We start from the raw sequence: 15,935 nt of genomic DNA, 5'->3' as shown, positions 1-15,935 counted from the left end.
TCTATTTTATTCTTTTGTCAATACTATAGTAGCGCTTGCTTATCTTTGGCTTTTTCTTAAGCTAAGCACTTGCTTATCGTGCACAGTTCTTTCACTTTCTTTTTACTGAAGGACTTTGCAATGCGCCTTTAGTCTCCGTAGATTTCTACAAATTCGTTATACCCTTCCGAGCTGAGCTTTTCCTTTTGGAACTTCTTATTCTTATTCATCTGGGTAAGTAACACGGTTTCTCCCCTTGCCCTTCTTTCCATGACTTCCGAAAGACAGGCGGAAAGCTTCTCTTCGGAAACCTTCTTCTCTACCAAATAAGCAATTTTTCCTTCCGAATGCGTATTCTCTTCTCCCTCCAAAAGGATGCCGATAATTCTTTCAAAGCCGATGGAAAATCCTACAGCAGGGGTGTCCACACCGATAAACTTTCCCACCATCTTATCATATCGTCCGCCTCCTCCGATTGATCCGGAGAACAGGGTGGAACGCACTTCGAAGATGGGACCGGTGTAATATCCCATTCCGCGCACAAGCGTCGGATCGAAGCGAAGGGGAATCGCACCCTTTCCGCTCTCCTCCACCATTTTCATAATCCGGTAGAGATTCTTTCCGACCTCTTCATCAAGATGCGCGCCGAGCTTTTCCTGTAATTTCAGAATGTCTTCCTTATCTCCCTTCACAAGATATAAGCAGTCCTCATACCGGGAAATCTGCTCCTTCGTGTAGGAGAGAGAAAGCAGTTCCTCACGAACTCCCTCTCTTCCGATTTTATCCTCTTTATCAAGCACAATGGAAATCTCCGAAAAATCCTCCTCCGGAAATCCCGCATAGCTCTGCATAGCCTTTAAGATAGCACGGTCATTTAATACGATATAAAAGGGATACTTTTCTCCGAAGCCGATTTCCTGTAAGACAGTCCCCATTGCAAGAAGCAAATCAATTTCCGAAAGATAACTCGCATCTCCGAAAATATCAATATCGCACTGCCAAAACTCTCGAAATCGCCCCTTCTGCGGACGATCCGCACGGAAGACCGGCCCGATTTGCAAAGCCTTAAAGGGAGATGGAAGACTCCCTTGATTTTCCGCATAAAAGCGGGACAAAGGAAGGGTTAAGTCATAGCGCAATCCGGAATCGGAAAGGTTCTCGAAATCGCCTTTTTCCAACGCCTCTTTCAGCTTCTCTCCTCTTTTTTCCACCTTGAAAATGAGCTTCTCATTATCTCCCCCCTGCTTACTGAGGAGGTTCGAAAGATGCTCCACGATAGGTGTCTCAATCTCGGTGAAGCCAAATCTCCCGTACACCTTTCGAATCGTGGATAATACCCGCTGTCTCACCGCCATTTCTCTCGGTAAAATATCCTTCATGCCGGTTACGGCCTTTTTCTTTAATGCCATACTGCCTCTCTTTACTTTTTCAATATCGCTAACCCAATACCATGCATAAAGCCACAGCATTTCGTCTAAAAACAAATTGTAATCTTCCGGACTCTATTTTCTGCTTTGTAAATAGTTGCTCAGTCCTTCATCGATGTCCAAGGTTGCAAAGTAATCAGTGTCCTTCTCCGCGCGGCGAATCATTTTCACGGTACCGTCTTTTTGTAAGAGAAGTTCTGAAGACCACAACTTTCCGTTGTAGTTGTAACCCATGGCAAAGCCATGTGCACCGGTGTCATGGATGAAAAGCAAGTCTCCTTTTTCCAGCTTTGGAAGTTCTCTCCCTTTTGCAAACTTATCATTATTTTCACAAAGAGAACCGACTACGTCATAGACTTCCGTCTCCTTCGCATCTTCCTTCCCGAGCACGGTAATATGATGATAGGCATCATAGATGGCCGGTCGCATCAAATTCGATGCACAGGCATCCACACCCGCATAATGCCGATAGGTATTCTTAAAATGGATAACCTTTGTGATTAAGGCTCCGTGCGGTCCTAAAACATAGCGTCCAAGCTCCGAACAAAGTCGTATGTGTCCGAGACCGTTCTTCACAAGGATTTCCTCATAAACCTCTCTCACCTTTTCTCCAATCAGGAAAATGTCGGTTGCCTCCTGCTCCGGGCGATAAGGGATCCCCACGCCGCCGGAAAGATTGACGAATTCCAGGGAAATACCGCATTCTTCCTTAATCTTTACGACCAAAGAAAAAAGTTGTCTCGCAAGCTCGGGGTAATAGTCGTTACTGATGGTATTGGAAGCAAGGAAGGCGTGTATGCCGAAGTGCTCCACTCCCCTATCTTTTAATATCCGGTAGCCCTCCAGAATCTGTGCCTCGGTCATCCCGTATTTGGCTTCTTCCGGATTGTCCATGATGGTGTTTCCGATGCTGAAATAGCCTCCCGGATTAAAGCGAAGGCTCATGGTCTTCGGAAGTACCCCCAATATTTCACTGACTTCCTCAATATTACTAAAGTCATCCAGGTTGATGATACCGTGAAGACGATTTGCAAAAACATATTCTTCATCCGGCGTATCATTGGAAGAAAACATAATTTCCGATCCGGAGAATCCGCAAGCCTCCGCCAGACTCAGTTCTACATCGGAGGAACAATCCACCCCGCAACCTTCTTCTTTCAAGATGCGAAGAATGGACGGATTCGGCGTCGCCTTAATCGCGAAATACTCTCTGTACCCCTCATTCCAGGAAAAAGCTTTATATAGATTTCTGACGGTTTCTCGAATTCCTTCCTCATCGTAAAGATAGAAAGGAGTTGGATACGTTTCCGCGATTTCCTTGGCTTTACGATAATCCACAAATGCTTTCTTCATCTTTTTCTCCTTCGTGCTCTCACGGCACATTTTACTATACCCTTACATTCTCTTATACTTATTCCAATGCACAGCATGAATTTCCTGCAACAATGATTTGCAAGGAATATTCCCCCTTGAATCTTCTTAAGCATAAAAAAAGTCCACTCTATCTTAAACAAGCTAGAGGGACTTTTCAAGTAAAATCCTAGTCTACTTCCATAACAAATCCTAGTCTACTTCCATGACACGCATAATGTTGGTACCGGTCGGTGCCTGCTTTCTGTGTAAGCGTGAGAGCACACCCGCCGTAATAACACAGATGTCTTTGCTCTTCAGCAATTTTCTGTCCTTCAATTCCTCAATGGAACTTTCGAAAAGCTCGTCTGTCGTCTCTGCCCTTCTTGCCCAAATAGGAGTAACCCCCCAGAACAACATCATCTGTCTGGTCACAACCTGACTGGGTGAAAGCGCATAGATTGGTGTAATCGGACGATACTTCGAAATCATGGAAGCAGTAATCCCGGAGAGTGTCGATGCCACGATGGCTGCCGCCTTTAACTCCGATGCCGTCGTCACGGAAGCTGCACACATCGCATTTCCGATGCTTTCGTATACGGTTTTTTCCACCATTCGGGTCTTAAACTGTTTGTAATCCAGAAATTGCTCCGTATATTCCACGATAGACGCCATGGTCTTTGCAGCCTCAAGCGGATATTTTCCATTTGCGGATTCTCCGGAAAGCATCACCGCATCCGTTCCGTTGTATACCGCATTGGCTACGTCTGTTACCTCCGCTCTTGTCGGACGCGGATTTCGAATCATGGAATCCAACATCTGGGTCGCAGTAATGACGAGTTTTCCATGATAGTTACACTTTTGAATAATTTCCTTTTGGAGTTGAGGAATACGTTTTGCCTCAATTTCCACACCGAGGTCTCCTCTTGCCAACATAATGCCGTCAGACGCTTCAATAATGGCATCGATATTGTCCAGCCCCTCCTGAGATTCAATTTTGGAAATAATCTTCATCTGGGATCCGGCTTCATCAATAAGCGAGCGAATCTGTCTTACCGCATCAGCGGAACGAATGAAAGAGGCTGCCACAAAGTCAAAATCTTCCGCAAGACCGAACTTAATGTCTTCAATATCCTTATCCGTGATAGAGGGCAACTGAATCGGTACACCGGGTACATTCACGCCCTTTCTCTCTCCAAGTTCTCCCCCATTTGTCACCTTGCAAAGAATCTCTACTCCCTTTACAGTCTCTACTTCCAAGCCGATTAAACCGTCATCAATCAAAATCACATTCCCCGGCTTTACATCCTCGTGCAGCTTATCGTAGTTAATGAAGATTTTATCCTTGGTTCCCACCACCTCTTCTGTAGTCAGGACAATCTTCTCACCCTCCTGTAAAGTAATTTTCTGTCCGTCTTTCAGCAGACCTGTCCTGATTTCCGGTCCCTTGGTATCCAGCAGTGCAGCAATCGGTCTTCCCACTTCCTTTCTCACTTTCCGCAGGAGTTCCAGTCTGCCAAGGTGCTCCTCATGATCTCCGTGTGAAAAATTAAAGCGGGCGACATCCATAATTTCCGCCATAGCCTTCATTACACTGTAATCATTCTCATTCGGCCCCATCGTACATACCATTTTTGTTCTTCTCATTTTAATCTCCTTATTGATACTCTCTACAAGTTTTCTTCATTCTGCTACAGCCTTTCAATTGCTTTCGCATAATAAATTGCCATAAAATCTATCTGTAGTTTTTTATATTAAAGATATTTTTTCTCTTGCCCTGATTCAAAAGGATGAAAAAGAGCATAACGTTTGCGAAAGACAATACAATCGAAAGCTTCTCGCCCGGGCTTTGACTTACCGCCAGAAAATACAGATAAAGTAAAGTCTCTATGAGCGCCAGATATTTTGCCTTAATCGGAATAAAGAAATAAAGATAAAACACCGTATCCGGCAGAGTCAAAGCATAGGCCAGGAAAATACTGAATCCCATATAGGTCGGATTCAACTGAAGGGATACACCGGTTAAAAGATAAATCAGAATTCCCGCCACGTTATAGAGAATGACTCCGGAAAAAAAGAAAAAGTTATAACGAAAATTCCCCCAAAGATACTCCAACGTTTTTCCTATACTGTAATAAACCATAATTCCGATGATTGCCCAGAATATGGAGCCGAATCCGTTTGCCGCAGGATAATAAATCAGAAAGCTTAAGATTCTCCAAATGTGTCCATGAAGAATGGCTTCCGGATCCAAGTCCAGATAGTAAAAATAAAACTCCGGTGCGGTAATCTGAATCAAAAATCCCAATGCATACATCGCACAGATATATTTCATTAAATTGGGAACGGCATAGCGCCCCAGTTTTCTTTCCAATCGGTCTAAAATGCTCATAACTCACCCTTTTCCCAATTTGATTTTAAGAAAAACACCGGTACTTCAAAAAGCAAAAGGACCGCTTTTTTCTATCACAAACACGCAGAAAGTATACTTGTACTACGTTTTTTTAGCAAGCTTTCCCTCTATGTTTTTAGGCATTCTTCACAAGTTCGTATTCCTCACAGGTTCATATTCCTTACAGGCTCATATTCCTCACAGGTTCGTATTCCTTACAAGTTTGCATTCCTTACAGATATACATTCTTCACACGTTTAGAGCATGTCATTATGAATCAGAGTGCTCATATAGGCTCCCTTTTTAAAGATCGAGTTCGTTACACCCCAAGCTATAGCGGAGCAGGCCAATTCTCCTGCATGAGATGTCTTAATCGATCTGGCATCAATCACAATTCCCTTAGGATAGAGCTCTGCCGCAAGATACTGTTTTAAACTGTCCGCCTGCCCCGACTCTACCGCCTTAATGGAACGCTTCGGGTTGGAGTCCCACCACTCGTTCGGCTTGGAAAATGAACCCTCTGCCCGCATCTCCCCGGAAGAAAGCTTCTCTGCACAAATCGCTCTTAAACTTTCCAGCATTTCTTCGGAAATCACGCCGTCCGTTATGGAATAGGCATAGTACGCACAAGCTACTCCGTCATCGTCCAGTTCCTTTAAAAGATAAAGATTGGAAATTCCTCTCTCCTTATATTTTTTCCATTTTGCGGAAATCTTCCTTAAACGGGGATTTCTATATACCGAAGAAGTACCGTTTTCCAAAGCTTCTTCTAACGCCGAGAGGTTCACTTCCTTCTTCTCCCAGTTATCAATGAAATTAATTCTGAAATCACTCATTTTCTCTCCTTTTTCTTTTCCGGACAATAAGACAAAACTTTGCATTAACCGCCCTCTCCGCTTTCTTTCCATTCTCGCTTAACGAAGGTATTTTATCGCGGGGAAAAAGCCCTGTCAAACCTCTTACACAGCTTTAAATTCCATGCAATTCTGTGATTTCTTAAACTTTTATTCTTTTTTTAGAAAGCCTTCCTTGTTGCCTATCCTGAACTGTGCTAGAGTAACAGACTGTTGGTTTTATTTCCTATTTAAACGATATTTGTTAGGACTTAGAAAGTATAGATTGGGTGTATTTATGACGGAAACATACAGACTGGGCATTGACATCGGATCAACCACCGTAAAGGTGGCAATCCTTGATCAAGAGAATCATCTTATTTTTGCAGACTATCGGAGGCACTTCGCCAATATCCAAGAAACCTTAGCAGACCTTTTAGAAGAAGCAAGAGAGGCACATGATGACCTCTCTTGTCGTATTGTGGTGACCGGTTCCGGCGGTTTAAATCTTGCAAAGCATATGGAGCAGCCATTCTGTCAGGAGGTTGTTGCTGTAGCTTCCGCCTTAAAGGAAAACTATCCCATGACGGATGTTGCCATCGAGCTTGGCGGAGAAGACGCAAAGATTATTTATTTCAAGGGTGGAATCGACCAGCGAATGAACGGCATCTGTGCCGGCGGTACCGGTTCCTTTATCGACCAGATGGCATCTCTTCTCGATACCGATGCGGCAGGATTAAATGAGCTCGCAAAGAACTTTCAGATGATTTATCCTATTGCAGCTCGTTGCGGTGTTTTTGCGAAGACCGACATTCAGCCTTTGATTAACGAGGGTGCAGCTCGAGAAGACCTTGCCGCTTCCATTTTCCAGGCCGTTTGTAACCAGACGATTTCCGGTTTAGCACAGGGTAAGCCCATCCGCGGTCATGTTGCTTTTCTTGGGGGCCCTCTCCACTTCATGCCGGAGCTTCGGAACAGCTTTATTCGTACCTTAAAGCTCACAGACGAGGAAATTATCAATCCGGAAAATTCCCACCTCTACGCAGCTATGGGGTCCGCCCTGAATGCAGAGGAAAACAATGCGCCTGTTTGCCTTTCCGAAATGATTCCCCGCCTTCGCGCAGGAATTCAGATGGACAGTGAGATTAAAAGAATGCACTCTCTCTTCTCTTCCGAAGAGGAATATGCGGAATTTATAAAAAGACATGAAAAAGCGAAAGTAAAAAGAAGAGATTTAAAGAGCTACCATGGAAAAGTCTTCTTCGGAATCGACGCAGGCTCTACCACAACAAAGCTTGCTTTGATTTCCGAGGACGGAGAACTGCTCTATACCTTTTATTCCGGAAATGAAGGTTCTCCCATTAAAACTGCCATGCGTGCGGTTAGTGAAATTAAAGAACAGCTTCCCTCCGATGCGGAAATCGCCTACTCCTGCTCCACCGGTTACGGAGAAGCACTTCTTAAGTCCGCTTTTCAGCTGGATGAGGGCGAGGTGGAGACCATTGCCCACTACTATGCCGCTTCTTTCTTCGAGCCGGATGTGGACTGTATCTTGGACATCGGCGGGCAGGACATGAAGTGCATTCATATTAAGGACGGCACGGTGGATAATGTGCAATTAAATGAAGCCTGTTCCTCCGGATGCGGCTCTTTCTTAGAGACCTTTGCAAAATCCTTGAGTTATTCCGTAGAAGATTTTGCGAAGGAAGCCCTCTTTGCAGAGAACCCCACGGATCTCGGATCCCGTTGTACCGTTTTCATGAATTCCAATGTAAAGCAGGCCCAGAAGGAAGGCGCTACCGTCGCTGACATTTCCTCCGGTCTTGCTTACTCCGTGATTAAAAACGCCTTATATAAGGTCATCAAGGTAACGAATCCGAAGGATCTCGGGAAACACATCGTGGTACAGGGGGGAACCTTCTATAACAACGCCGTACTTCGTGCCTTGGAGGAAACTCTTGGACAGAATGTAGTTCGTCCGGATATTGCCGGAATCATGGGAGCCTTCGGTGCCGCTCTTATTGCCAAAGAACGCTACTATATTGAAACGGAAAAGCTGGAAAACGAGATTCTTGCAGGAGAAGAGGATAAGGCACTGCTTGATGCGGCCGGCTACAAGAAAACTTCCATGCTCTCCTTGGATGAAATTTTAGACTTACAGTATGAGAATACTATGAGTCGCTGCGGACTTTGCAGCAACAAGTGTGTGCTGACCATAAACGATTTCGGTCATGGCAGGAAATTCATTTCCGGAAATCGCTGTGAACGCGGTGCAGGACTTCCAAAGGCCAAGTCCGAAATTCCGAACCTCTTTAAGTACAAGATTAAGAGAATCTTCGGCTATGAGCCGCTTTCTCCGGAAGAAGCCAAAAGAGGTGAAGTAGGCATTCCGAGAGTTTTAAATATGTATGAAAATTATCCTTTCTGGGCGATTTTCTTTAAGGAGCTCGGTTTCCGTACGGTGCTCTCCCCCTCTTCCAACAAGAAGATTTACGAGATGGGGATTGAATCTATTCCCTCCGAGTCCGAGTGCTACCCGGCAAAGCTTGTACACGGACATATCGAGTGGCTGATTAACAAGGGGCAGAAGTTCATTTTTTATCCCTGTATTCCCTATGAAAGAAATGAAACTCCGACTGCGGGCAATCACTACAACTGCCCCATGGTGACTTCCTATGCGGAGAATATCAAAAACAATGTGGAAAATCTCGAGGAAAAGAGCATTTTCTTTATGAAGCCCTTCCTCGCCTTTACCAATGAGAAGATTCTAACAGATCAGCTGACCAAGGTTTTTGTGCATCCGAAGCAGATTAAAGATTCCGTGAAGCCCGCCGGAGACTGGACGATGGAGAAAATCGGCGAACAGTTTAAGGAATGGAATTTTACGGAGAAGGAAATTCGAAATGCCGCGCATCTTGCCTGGGAAGAGCTTCTTCAGTCCCGAAAGGATATTGAGGAAAAGGGAGAAGAAACTCTTATGTGGATGGAACAAACCGGTCACAGAGGCATTGTCCTGGCCGGCCGTCCTTACCACTGTGATCCGGAAATTCACCACGGTATCCCGGAACTGATTACTTCTTATAACTTTGCCGTGCTGACCGAAGATTCCATTTCCCACCTTGCGGAAGTGGAGCGTCCGATTATTGTAACCGACCAGTGGATGTACCACTCCCGTCTTTACCGCGCGGCAGCCTTTACGAAGACACAGGAAAATCTGGACTTTATCCAGTTAAACTCCTTTGGCTGCGGTTTGGATGCCGTGACAGTGGATCAGGCAAAAGACATCTTGAACGGCTCCGATAAGATTTTCACCGTATTAAAGATTGACGAGGTCAATAACCTCGGCGCCGCAAGAATCCGTATCCGTTCTCTCCTCGCCGCTATCCGCGTGCGTTCCGAGAAAAAGTACAGAAGAAAGATCCGTTCCGAGCAGTACAAGAGAACCCTCTTTACCAAGGATATGAAGGAAGAAGGCTACACCATCCTTTGTCCGCAGATGTCTCCGCTGCACTTTGAGCTCATTGAGCCGGCAATTCGTGCGGAGGGCTACAATCTTGTGGTGCTGGACAATGATAACCGTTCCGCTATCGACACGGGACTGCAGTATGTAAACAACGATTCCTGCTATCCTTCCATTATCGTGGTAGGGCAGGTTATGGAAGCACTCCTTTCCGGAAAATATGACTTAAATAAGACCGCAGTCATCATGTCCCAAACCGGAGGAGGTTGCCGTGCTTCAAACTATATTGGCTTTATTCGTAGAGCCTTGGACAAGGCGGAAATGGGACATATCCCCGTTATTTCCTTAAATGCCAACGGGATGGAATCCACTCCGGGCTTTAAGATAACGATTCCGCTTCTTACAAGAGCCCTCCAGGGTGTGGTTTACGGAGACCTCTTTATGCGTCTTCTCTACGCCACAAGACCTTATGAATTGCAGGCCGGTGCTGCGGAAGCGGTACATCAGAAGTGGAAGAAAATCTGTCAGGAAAGCCTTTCCAAGAAGAGCATTCCGCTTTTTGAGTTCGGTAAGAATGTAAAGGGCATTATTCGTGACTTTGACAACATTCCACTCTCCTCGGAAGAAAAGCCGAAGGTCGGAATCGTGGGAGAAATCCTTGTAAAGTTCTCTCCGCTTGCCAACAACCACATTGTGGAGCTCCTTGAAAAAGAGGGGGCGGAAGCCGTGATGCCGGATCTTATGGACTTCCTGCTCTACTGCTTCTACAACCAGAACTTTAAGCACGAGAACTTGGGAGCTTCCTGGAAGGGAAAAGCTCTTTGCAATATCGCAATCAGTTTACTGGAGTCCTTCCGTAAGACGGCGAAGAAGGAATTGCAGAAATCCAAGCACTTTACCGCACCGAGCGAAATACGGGAACTGGCTTCTCTTGCCAGAGAATATGTCTCCCTGGGAAATCAGACCGGAGAAGGTTGGTTCTTAACCGGAGAAATGCTTGAACTTTTGTCCGAAGGGGTAGATAATATCGTATGTACGCAGCCCTTCGGATGCCTCCCGAACCACATTGTCGGAAAGGGTGTCATCAAAGAGCTGAAGCGGCATAACCCCACAGCAAACATCATTGCCGTGGACTACGATGCCGGTGCTTCAGAAGTAAATCAGCTGAATCGAATCAAGCTGATGTTGACCGTAGCCCAGAACAAAATACGGGATAAGGAGAAAAACCATGGATATTGCTAAAAAAATTGACCACACCATGTTAAAAGCGGATGCAGGGAAGGAAAGCATTCTACGCTACTGTGAAGAAGCCAAGGCGCACGGCTTTGCCTCGGTTTGTGTAAATACATGCTATGTGCCCTTAGTCGCAAAGACACTTTCCGGCTCCGGGGTAAAGACCTGCTGTGTTGTAGGCTTTCCTTTAGGGGCTATGTCCACAAAAGCCAAGGCTTTTGAAGCGAAACAGGCGGTAGCGGACGGTGCCGACGAAGTGGATATGGTTATTCAAATCGGCGCCTTGAAGGATAAGGATTACGATTATGTAAGAGAGGATATTCAAGCCGTTGTGGAAGCCTCTAAGCCGGCAATTGTGAAGGTTATCATTGAAACCTGTCTCCTTACAAAAGAAGAAATCAAAAAAGCCTCCGCGCTCTCCGAAGAAGCCGGTGCGCATTTTGTAAAGACCTCTACCGGATTTTCCACCGGAGGCGCTACTGTGGAAGATGTGAAACTCATGAAGGAATCCGTTTCCGACAAGATGAAGATTAAGGCCAGTGGCGGAATCAGAAGCAAAGAATTTGCAGAAGAACTGCTCGCTGCAGGCGCAGACAGACTGGGAGTGGGAAACGGACTGCTTCTGCTCTAAGCCTGCAATATGTATGAAATTTAATACAAGCAAGAGCTCTTACATGGAAAGTGGGAGTTAGAATAAAAAGGGGCTGTAAAAAAATCAAACTATCTTTCTAAGCAATATAGGTCTGAACTTGGGGCACGCTCTCGCTAGCTTCGCCTCGTAACGGATACTAAGCGAAAAACTGCGTTTCTCTTGTTTTTCGCAAGTACCGACGGGCTCAGACTACCCCACATTCAGACCTATATTGCTGAAAATTTATCTATCATTTTGATTTTTTACAGCCTCTTTTAATGATTATTCTTCCCAAATTCCGCTAAAGACTTCTCTCGCTCCTCCGCTCATAAAGGCATGTCTACTTTCTTTATCATAGAAAATCGTGAGGTCACCGCCTAAAAGGTGCACAAGTACCTCTTCATCCAGCTTTCCCAGTAGATTTCCTGCGACAACTGCCGCCGTTGCTCCTGTTCCGCAGGCAAGCGTTTCTCCCGATCCTCTTTCATAAACCCGAAAATTGATTTCTCTTCTATTCTTTAGCTCAATAAATTCACTGTTTACTCGATTCGGAAAACGAGGATGGGTTTCAAAGCTGTGCCCGTAGCGGGAAAAATCAATCTCATAAATGTTCTTTCCCAGTATGGGATTATCCTCTAAAAAGTAGATAGCATGCGGATTGCCGGTATTAATCCCCACAAAAGAAAGGTCCAGTCCTTCAATCTGAATCTTCTCGGGTAAATCACTGTCCAATTTCACCTCTCCCATATCCACGGTGGCTTTAAAGAGCTTCCCGTCCTTTACTTCATAGCGAATCTCTTTCATACCCGACTTGGTCTCTATTTTTATTAGCGAAATATCAGGGCGCACAATCCCATGGTCGTAGAGATATTTTGCGGTACAGCGAATGCCGTTTCCGCACATTGCTCCCTCCGAACCGTCCGCATTAAACATATGCATGAAAGCATCCGCTCGGTCACTAGGCTCAATCAGGATAATACCGTCTCCTCCTACTCCAAAATGTCTGTCAGACATCTTTATCGCCAAGTCTTTCGGATTGTCTACCTTCTCTTGGAAGCAATCAATATAAATGTAATCGTTTCCCGCACCTTCCATCTTTGTGAATTTCATATGTTTCTCCTTTGATTCAGCGTAAGCCTTTCCTATCATTCCATTCGATGCAATCACCGAGACAGCGCTACTCTTTTATTCTCTGCAATTTCATAGAATACGGGTCTGCCGTGAAGCGCATAGCCCCCCTTAACAAGTTGATATTCGCCGTAAGTTCCTTGGAAATCCAGACCTTCCAGTTTATCCTCCCAGCTTTTTCCGGACTTTTCCATCGCAAGCGTGGCGAGCTTTAATGCATCCCACTCTCTGCTCCCCTCTTCTCCGCTTTCCTCTTCACTCACCGACTCTTTTTGTTCAGCTGCATTGGGACTTGAGACAAGGGTATCTTTTCCATAGAGATAGGAGGAAGTTTTAAGTACAGTCTCTCCGGGAAAATCATTTCTATCCCAATCCTCCCCCAGTAAAACGGGAAGATTATGTTCTTCCGCAAGGAAAGCCGCTCCTTCCTCACTATACTCTTCCAGAAATAAAAGATCCGCTCCAGTATTTTCCAACTCCGCTTCTTTCGTCTTCATATCTTCCATTGAAGAATACTGTAAGATTCGGGAAGTCCCGCCAAGAATTTGAAAGGCTTCCGAAAGTTCTTGAGAAAGAGCGCTTGAAGATCCTTCCGGCTCCAAAATCCCGATAGAACGAAACGCCTCATTATAGGCAAAGAACGACAAGTCCACGGCCTGATCCTCTGCCGATTTCCCCAAACAAAAGCTGTAGTCGCCCATGGATTCCTTGGGAAGATAGGAGGTAAACAGAACCGGCGTTTTTTCTTTTTCACTGTATGCGGAAAGAAGTTTGGCATTCTTTCCATCCCCTGTAAGAAGGATATCCGTCCGGAAATTCCGAATTTGCTCTTCCATTTTGTTCTCATCCGTATCAGGACTCAAAAAATGCAAGACCAGTCCCTGCCTTTCTTCTGCCTGTTTCATGAGTGCATTTTTTTCTTCTTCGGAAATCTTTTTAACAATGGTCAGATTTAGCTCTTTTGTTAAATTGGAAGAGGAAGCCGGCCTTGCTTTTTCCAAATTACTAAAGCCTCGCAGTAAAAATACTACACAAAATAAAGCCGCAAGCAGAAGTAAGCAAAGTAAAAGCTTTTTATTCCTTTCCTTCTTGCGTTTTTCCTGTCTTTTCTCTCTTCTTTCCTTTCTCTCCCTACGAAGCCTTTCCCGTTCCCTTTCTATCTCTTGATCCTCTTCATAAGGCTCTTCTCTCAGTTCTTCTTCTCTTTTTTCCGTTTTTCCAGAAGTATTCGGAATTCTTCCTCCGAAATCTTCATTTCTTCCAGTCTCTTCTTTCTCCGATCCTTCCACTTCTTTCTCCTTTTTCTCTCGTCTGCGAAATTTTTTGCACCGTAAAGCGCACCACCTCCAAAAAGAAAAACAGCTATTGCAATCATAATCGTAAAACCGCTAATGGTAACCGCAAAAAAGGCAGCCTTGGTTTTAGGGCTTGCTTCGCTAAGCATCACTCGTATATTTTGTTCTCTATATAAATTTGCCTCTCCAACCTTTCTGCCGTCTAACAGAAAAACAATATGAGGTAAAGCACTGTCCTTCGCATCGGGCATGCCGCTGTCGCTTGCCTTCTCCTCCGCTTCGGAAAGCTCCTTCTTTTCCGCTTCATCTTCTAAAAGAAGATAAGAAATTCCCTCCTGTGTCTCCCCTTTAGGAAGGGTGAGCATCACTTTTGAAGAAAAATGCAGCTTCGTCTCTTCTGTAAGCGTCCCCTTTTCTACCAGTTCCGCCCTAATCTTCTCCAGAAAGCCTTCCGTATCCTCCAAGCTCTGTTTTTCCGTTTCTTGAAATCCCAGATTCAGCATGGCACTCGTATCACTATAGTGATAGGGACTCTTATCCTTCAAAACAACCGTAACCAGTCTTCTGTCCCCTTCTTTAGCAAGAGTCAGTAAAGTATTCCCGCTGTCCCTTGTATAACCTGTCTTTCCCGCCACCACGCGAGAATCATAAAAGCGGGATTCCGGAAGCATCATTTTATGTTCCATATATAAGATATTTCCCTCCGGAAGACGTTGTAGACCGGAGAGGGTATATCGTAAATCTTTCTCAATCTTCATGAACTCTTCATTGTGAAATGCCGCAATGGCAATGAGTCCCATATCTTTTGCAGTCGTATATTGCTCCTCCGAAAAAAGGCCGGAAGGATTTTGAAAATGACTGCCGGTACAGCCCAGTTCTTTAGCCTTCTCATTCATCATCTCGGCAAAGGCTTCCCGGGATCCGGCTACATGTTCCGCCAAAGCATTTGCGGCTTCGTTTGCTGATTTTAAGAGTAAGGCATGCAAACAATCATTTACCGTCAGTACATCTCCGGCCTCTATTTGCGCATTGGAAGAACCCTGATCGACATTGTAAACCGCATCGTGTGAAAAGCTGACCTGTTCATCCAGTGAAGTATGCTCCAAAACAACAAGGGCTGTAAGTACCTTCGTAATACTGGCGGGATAGCCCTTCTCTTCTGTATTTTTTTCAAATAAAACGGCTCCCGTGTCCGCATCCATAAGAACAGCTTCTTCCGCAGTGAGTTCTACACTTCCCCAATTTGCCGCATAGGCACTCTCTGCCTCCCATAAAACTCCCCATAAAAGCAACAGGAGAAAAAGCATACTATAGATTTTCCTACTTTTGTTTCGCAAATGCTCCTCCTGACTCCAATAAAAACAATTTTTCGGCTCTGCTGTTTCAGCCTAACAAAGAAAGAACTCTTCTCTAAACTTCTTTAATAATTTTATCTGATGCGAATTAAAGGTCAAAGCATGCGGAGAATCGCTCCAATTTACAGGCTCGGATGATAAAACCGATTCCTCCAATAAAACGGATTGCATCTTTTCTTTGCTTATCGGTTTAAAATCCACCCTTTTCCGAAGCTTTTCCAGTTCCTGTTTAAGATGACTAAGCAGACGATCTCCCAGAATCAAAGCCAAATCATTTCGATGCGCCTCTTCATATTCTTCCGTAAAGAAAGGAGAGACCGTTTTGAACGGAAAAATTAAGGGAAACAAAGGGTTATGGATGCTAAGCATCCCTGTCTTTGTCCCCTTGCCATATATAAACCACTCTTCTAAAAAATCCCCCGTATAATCATAAAAATGAGCATAAAGCACATCCTTTAGCTTCTGTCTGTCCGAAAACGAGGAATCTTGCAAGAGCAAATACAGTTCAATAAAAAGTTCCAATACACGACAAACTGCCTCTTCCTCTTTCTCATACACAAGCCCAAGTGAAAGATAAAGTAAGACGGAAAGAATATCTCCCTCTTCCATTTTTTGAAGGGCATCCTGTGGAAAAAGATAATCCGAGCAATTCCGGAGACATTCCGTCAAGACGGCTCTTAAGCTCTCCTTATTAAAATTCTCTTCCTCTCTTCCCTTTAAAAATTGTAAAAAAAACACACTTAATGAAGCAAAAAAAGCACCGTGCCTGGTGTCCCTATTCACTTCTTCCGGAATTTCCCTTATTCTCTCCCATGAAAGCTCCAGTCTCTCTCCCATAGCCTCCTCATTATA

The 15,935-nt window shown here is 44.8% G+C and carries 11 protein-coding genes; 2 read left to right on the top strand and 9 right to left on the bottom strand.

What is annotated here, in order from left to right; translation table 11 throughout:
- Positions 1 to 128: 128 nt before the first annotated feature.
- The 5 genes from hisS to HMPREF9124_RS05295 all read right to left on the bottom strand — a co-directional run bounded on the left by hisS (position 129) and on the right by HMPREF9124_RS05295 (position 5,984).
- Positions 129 to 1,463, bottom strand: a complete 1,335-nt coding sequence (gene hisS / locus HMPREF9124_RS05315; RefSeq protein WP_009429457.1) for a histidine--tRNA ligase — start codon at positions 1,461 to 1,463, stop codon at positions 129 to 131.
- Positions 1,464 to 1,481: 18 nt separating this feature from the next.
- Positions 1,482 to 2,759, bottom strand: coding sequence for a diaminopimelate decarboxylase (locus HMPREF9124_RS05310; protein ID WP_009428974.1), 1,278 nt, complete (start codon positions 2,757 to 2,759; stop codon positions 1,482 to 1,484).
- 210 nt (positions 2,760 to 2,969) lie between these two features.
- The gene (gene pyk / locus HMPREF9124_RS05305; RefSeq protein WP_009428395.1) at positions 2,970 to 4,403 is read right to left on the bottom strand and encodes a pyruvate kinase; all 1,434 of its coding nucleotides are present in this window, start codon (positions 4,401 to 4,403) and stop codon (positions 2,970 to 2,972) included.
- Positions 4,404 to 4,491: 88 nt separating this feature from the next.
- Positions 4,492 to 5,148, bottom strand: coding sequence for a hypothetical protein (locus tag HMPREF9124_RS05300; protein ID WP_009427873.1), 657 nt, complete (start codon positions 5,146 to 5,148; stop codon positions 4,492 to 4,494).
- A gap of 257 nt (positions 5,149 to 5,405) precedes the next feature.
- Positions 5,406 to 5,984, bottom strand: coding sequence for a hypothetical protein (locus tag HMPREF9124_RS05295; RefSeq protein ID WP_036598008.1), 579 nt, complete (start codon positions 5,982 to 5,984; stop codon positions 5,406 to 5,408).
- 295 nt (positions 5,985 to 6,279) lie between these two features.
- Between HMPREF9124_RS05295 and HMPREF9124_RS05290 the strand changes: the two genes are divergently transcribed.
- Both HMPREF9124_RS05290 and deoC read left to right on the top strand, forming a co-directional pair.
- Complete coding sequence (locus HMPREF9124_RS05290; RefSeq protein WP_009428980.1) at positions 6,280 to 10,683, top strand: 2-hydroxyacyl-CoA dehydratase; 4,404 nt, start codon at positions 6,280 to 6,282, stop codon at positions 10,681 to 10,683.
- Positions 10,670 to 11,305, top strand: coding sequence for a deoxyribose-phosphate aldolase (gene deoC, locus HMPREF9124_RS05285; protein WP_009428447.1), 636 nt, complete (start codon positions 10,670 to 10,672; stop codon positions 11,303 to 11,305). Before HMPREF9124_RS05290 ends, deoC begins: the two co-directional genes overlap by 14 nt.
- 282 nt (positions 11,306 to 11,587) lie before the next feature.
- Here deoC and dapF read toward each other — a convergent pair whose 3' ends face one another.
- The 4 genes from dapF to HMPREF9124_RS05265 are packed head-to-tail and all read right to left on the bottom strand — an operon-like array spanning position 11,588 to position 15,920.
- Positions 11,588 to 12,415, bottom strand: a complete 828-nt coding sequence (gene dapF / locus HMPREF9124_RS05280; protein WP_009427867.1) for a diaminopimelate epimerase — start codon at positions 12,413 to 12,415, stop codon at positions 11,588 to 11,590.
- 53 nt (positions 12,416 to 12,468) lie between these two features.
- Complete coding sequence (locus HMPREF9124_RS05275; RefSeq protein WP_242821558.1) at positions 12,469 to 13,722, bottom strand: hypothetical protein; 1,254 nt, start codon at positions 13,720 to 13,722, stop codon at positions 12,469 to 12,471.
- Positions 13,623 to 15,065, bottom strand: coding sequence for a D-alanyl-D-alanine carboxypeptidase family protein (locus HMPREF9124_RS05270; protein WP_036597655.1), 1,443 nt, complete (start codon positions 15,063 to 15,065; stop codon positions 13,623 to 13,625). The genes HMPREF9124_RS05275 and HMPREF9124_RS05270 overlap by 100 nt, the downstream gene beginning before the upstream one ends.
- A gap of 51 nt (positions 15,066 to 15,116) precedes the next feature.
- Positions 15,117 to 15,920 carry a hypothetical protein gene (locus tag HMPREF9124_RS05265; RefSeq protein WP_009429321.1) on the bottom strand — a complete coding sequence of 268 codons (804 nt, stop codon included), beginning with the start codon at positions 15,918 to 15,920 and terminating at the stop codon, positions 15,117 to 15,119.
- Positions 15,921 to 15,935: the final 15 nt, after the last annotated feature.

The sequence above is a fragment of the Oribacterium sp. oral taxon 108 str. F0425 genome, assembly GCF_000214455.1.
In the GTDB taxonomy this organism is placed as follows: domain Bacteria; phylum Bacillota; class Clostridia; order Lachnospirales; family Lachnospiraceae; genus Oribacterium; species Oribacterium asaccharolyticum.
This window is presented reverse-complemented; position numbering and strand designations above follow the sequence as displayed.

Excerpts from the sequence above, each read along its gene's own strand:
- HMPREF9124_RS05300 (WP_009427873.1), bottom strand. The coding sequence starts at position 5,148 with ATGAGCATTTTAGACCGATTGGAAAGAAAACTGGGGCGCTATGCCGTT.
- HMPREF9124_RS05265 (WP_009429321.1), bottom strand. The coding sequence starts at position 15,920 with ATGGGAGAGAGACTGGAGCTTTCATGGGAGAGAATAAGGGAAATTCCG.
- HMPREF9124_RS05310 (WP_009428974.1), bottom strand. The coding sequence starts at position 2,759 with ATGAAGAAAGCATTTGTGGATTATCGTAAAGCCAAGGAAATCGCGGAA.
- dapF (WP_009427867.1), bottom strand. The coding sequence starts at position 12,415 with ATGAAATTCACAAAGATGGAAGGTGCGGGAAACGATTACATTTATATT.
- HMPREF9124_RS05295 (WP_036598008.1), bottom strand. The coding sequence starts at position 5,984 with ATGAGTGATTTCAGAATTAATTTCATTGATAACTGGGAGAAGAAGGAA.
- deoC (WP_009428447.1), top strand. The coding sequence starts at position 10,670 with ATGGATATTGCTAAAAAAATTGACCACACCATGTTAAAAGCGGATGCA.
- HMPREF9124_RS05290 (WP_009428980.1), top strand. The coding sequence starts at position 6,280 with ATGACGGAAACATACAGACTGGGCATTGACATCGGATCAACCACCGTA.
- pyk (WP_009428395.1), bottom strand. The coding sequence starts at position 4,403 with ATGAGAAGAACAAAAATGGTATGTACGATGGGGCCGAATGAGAATGAT.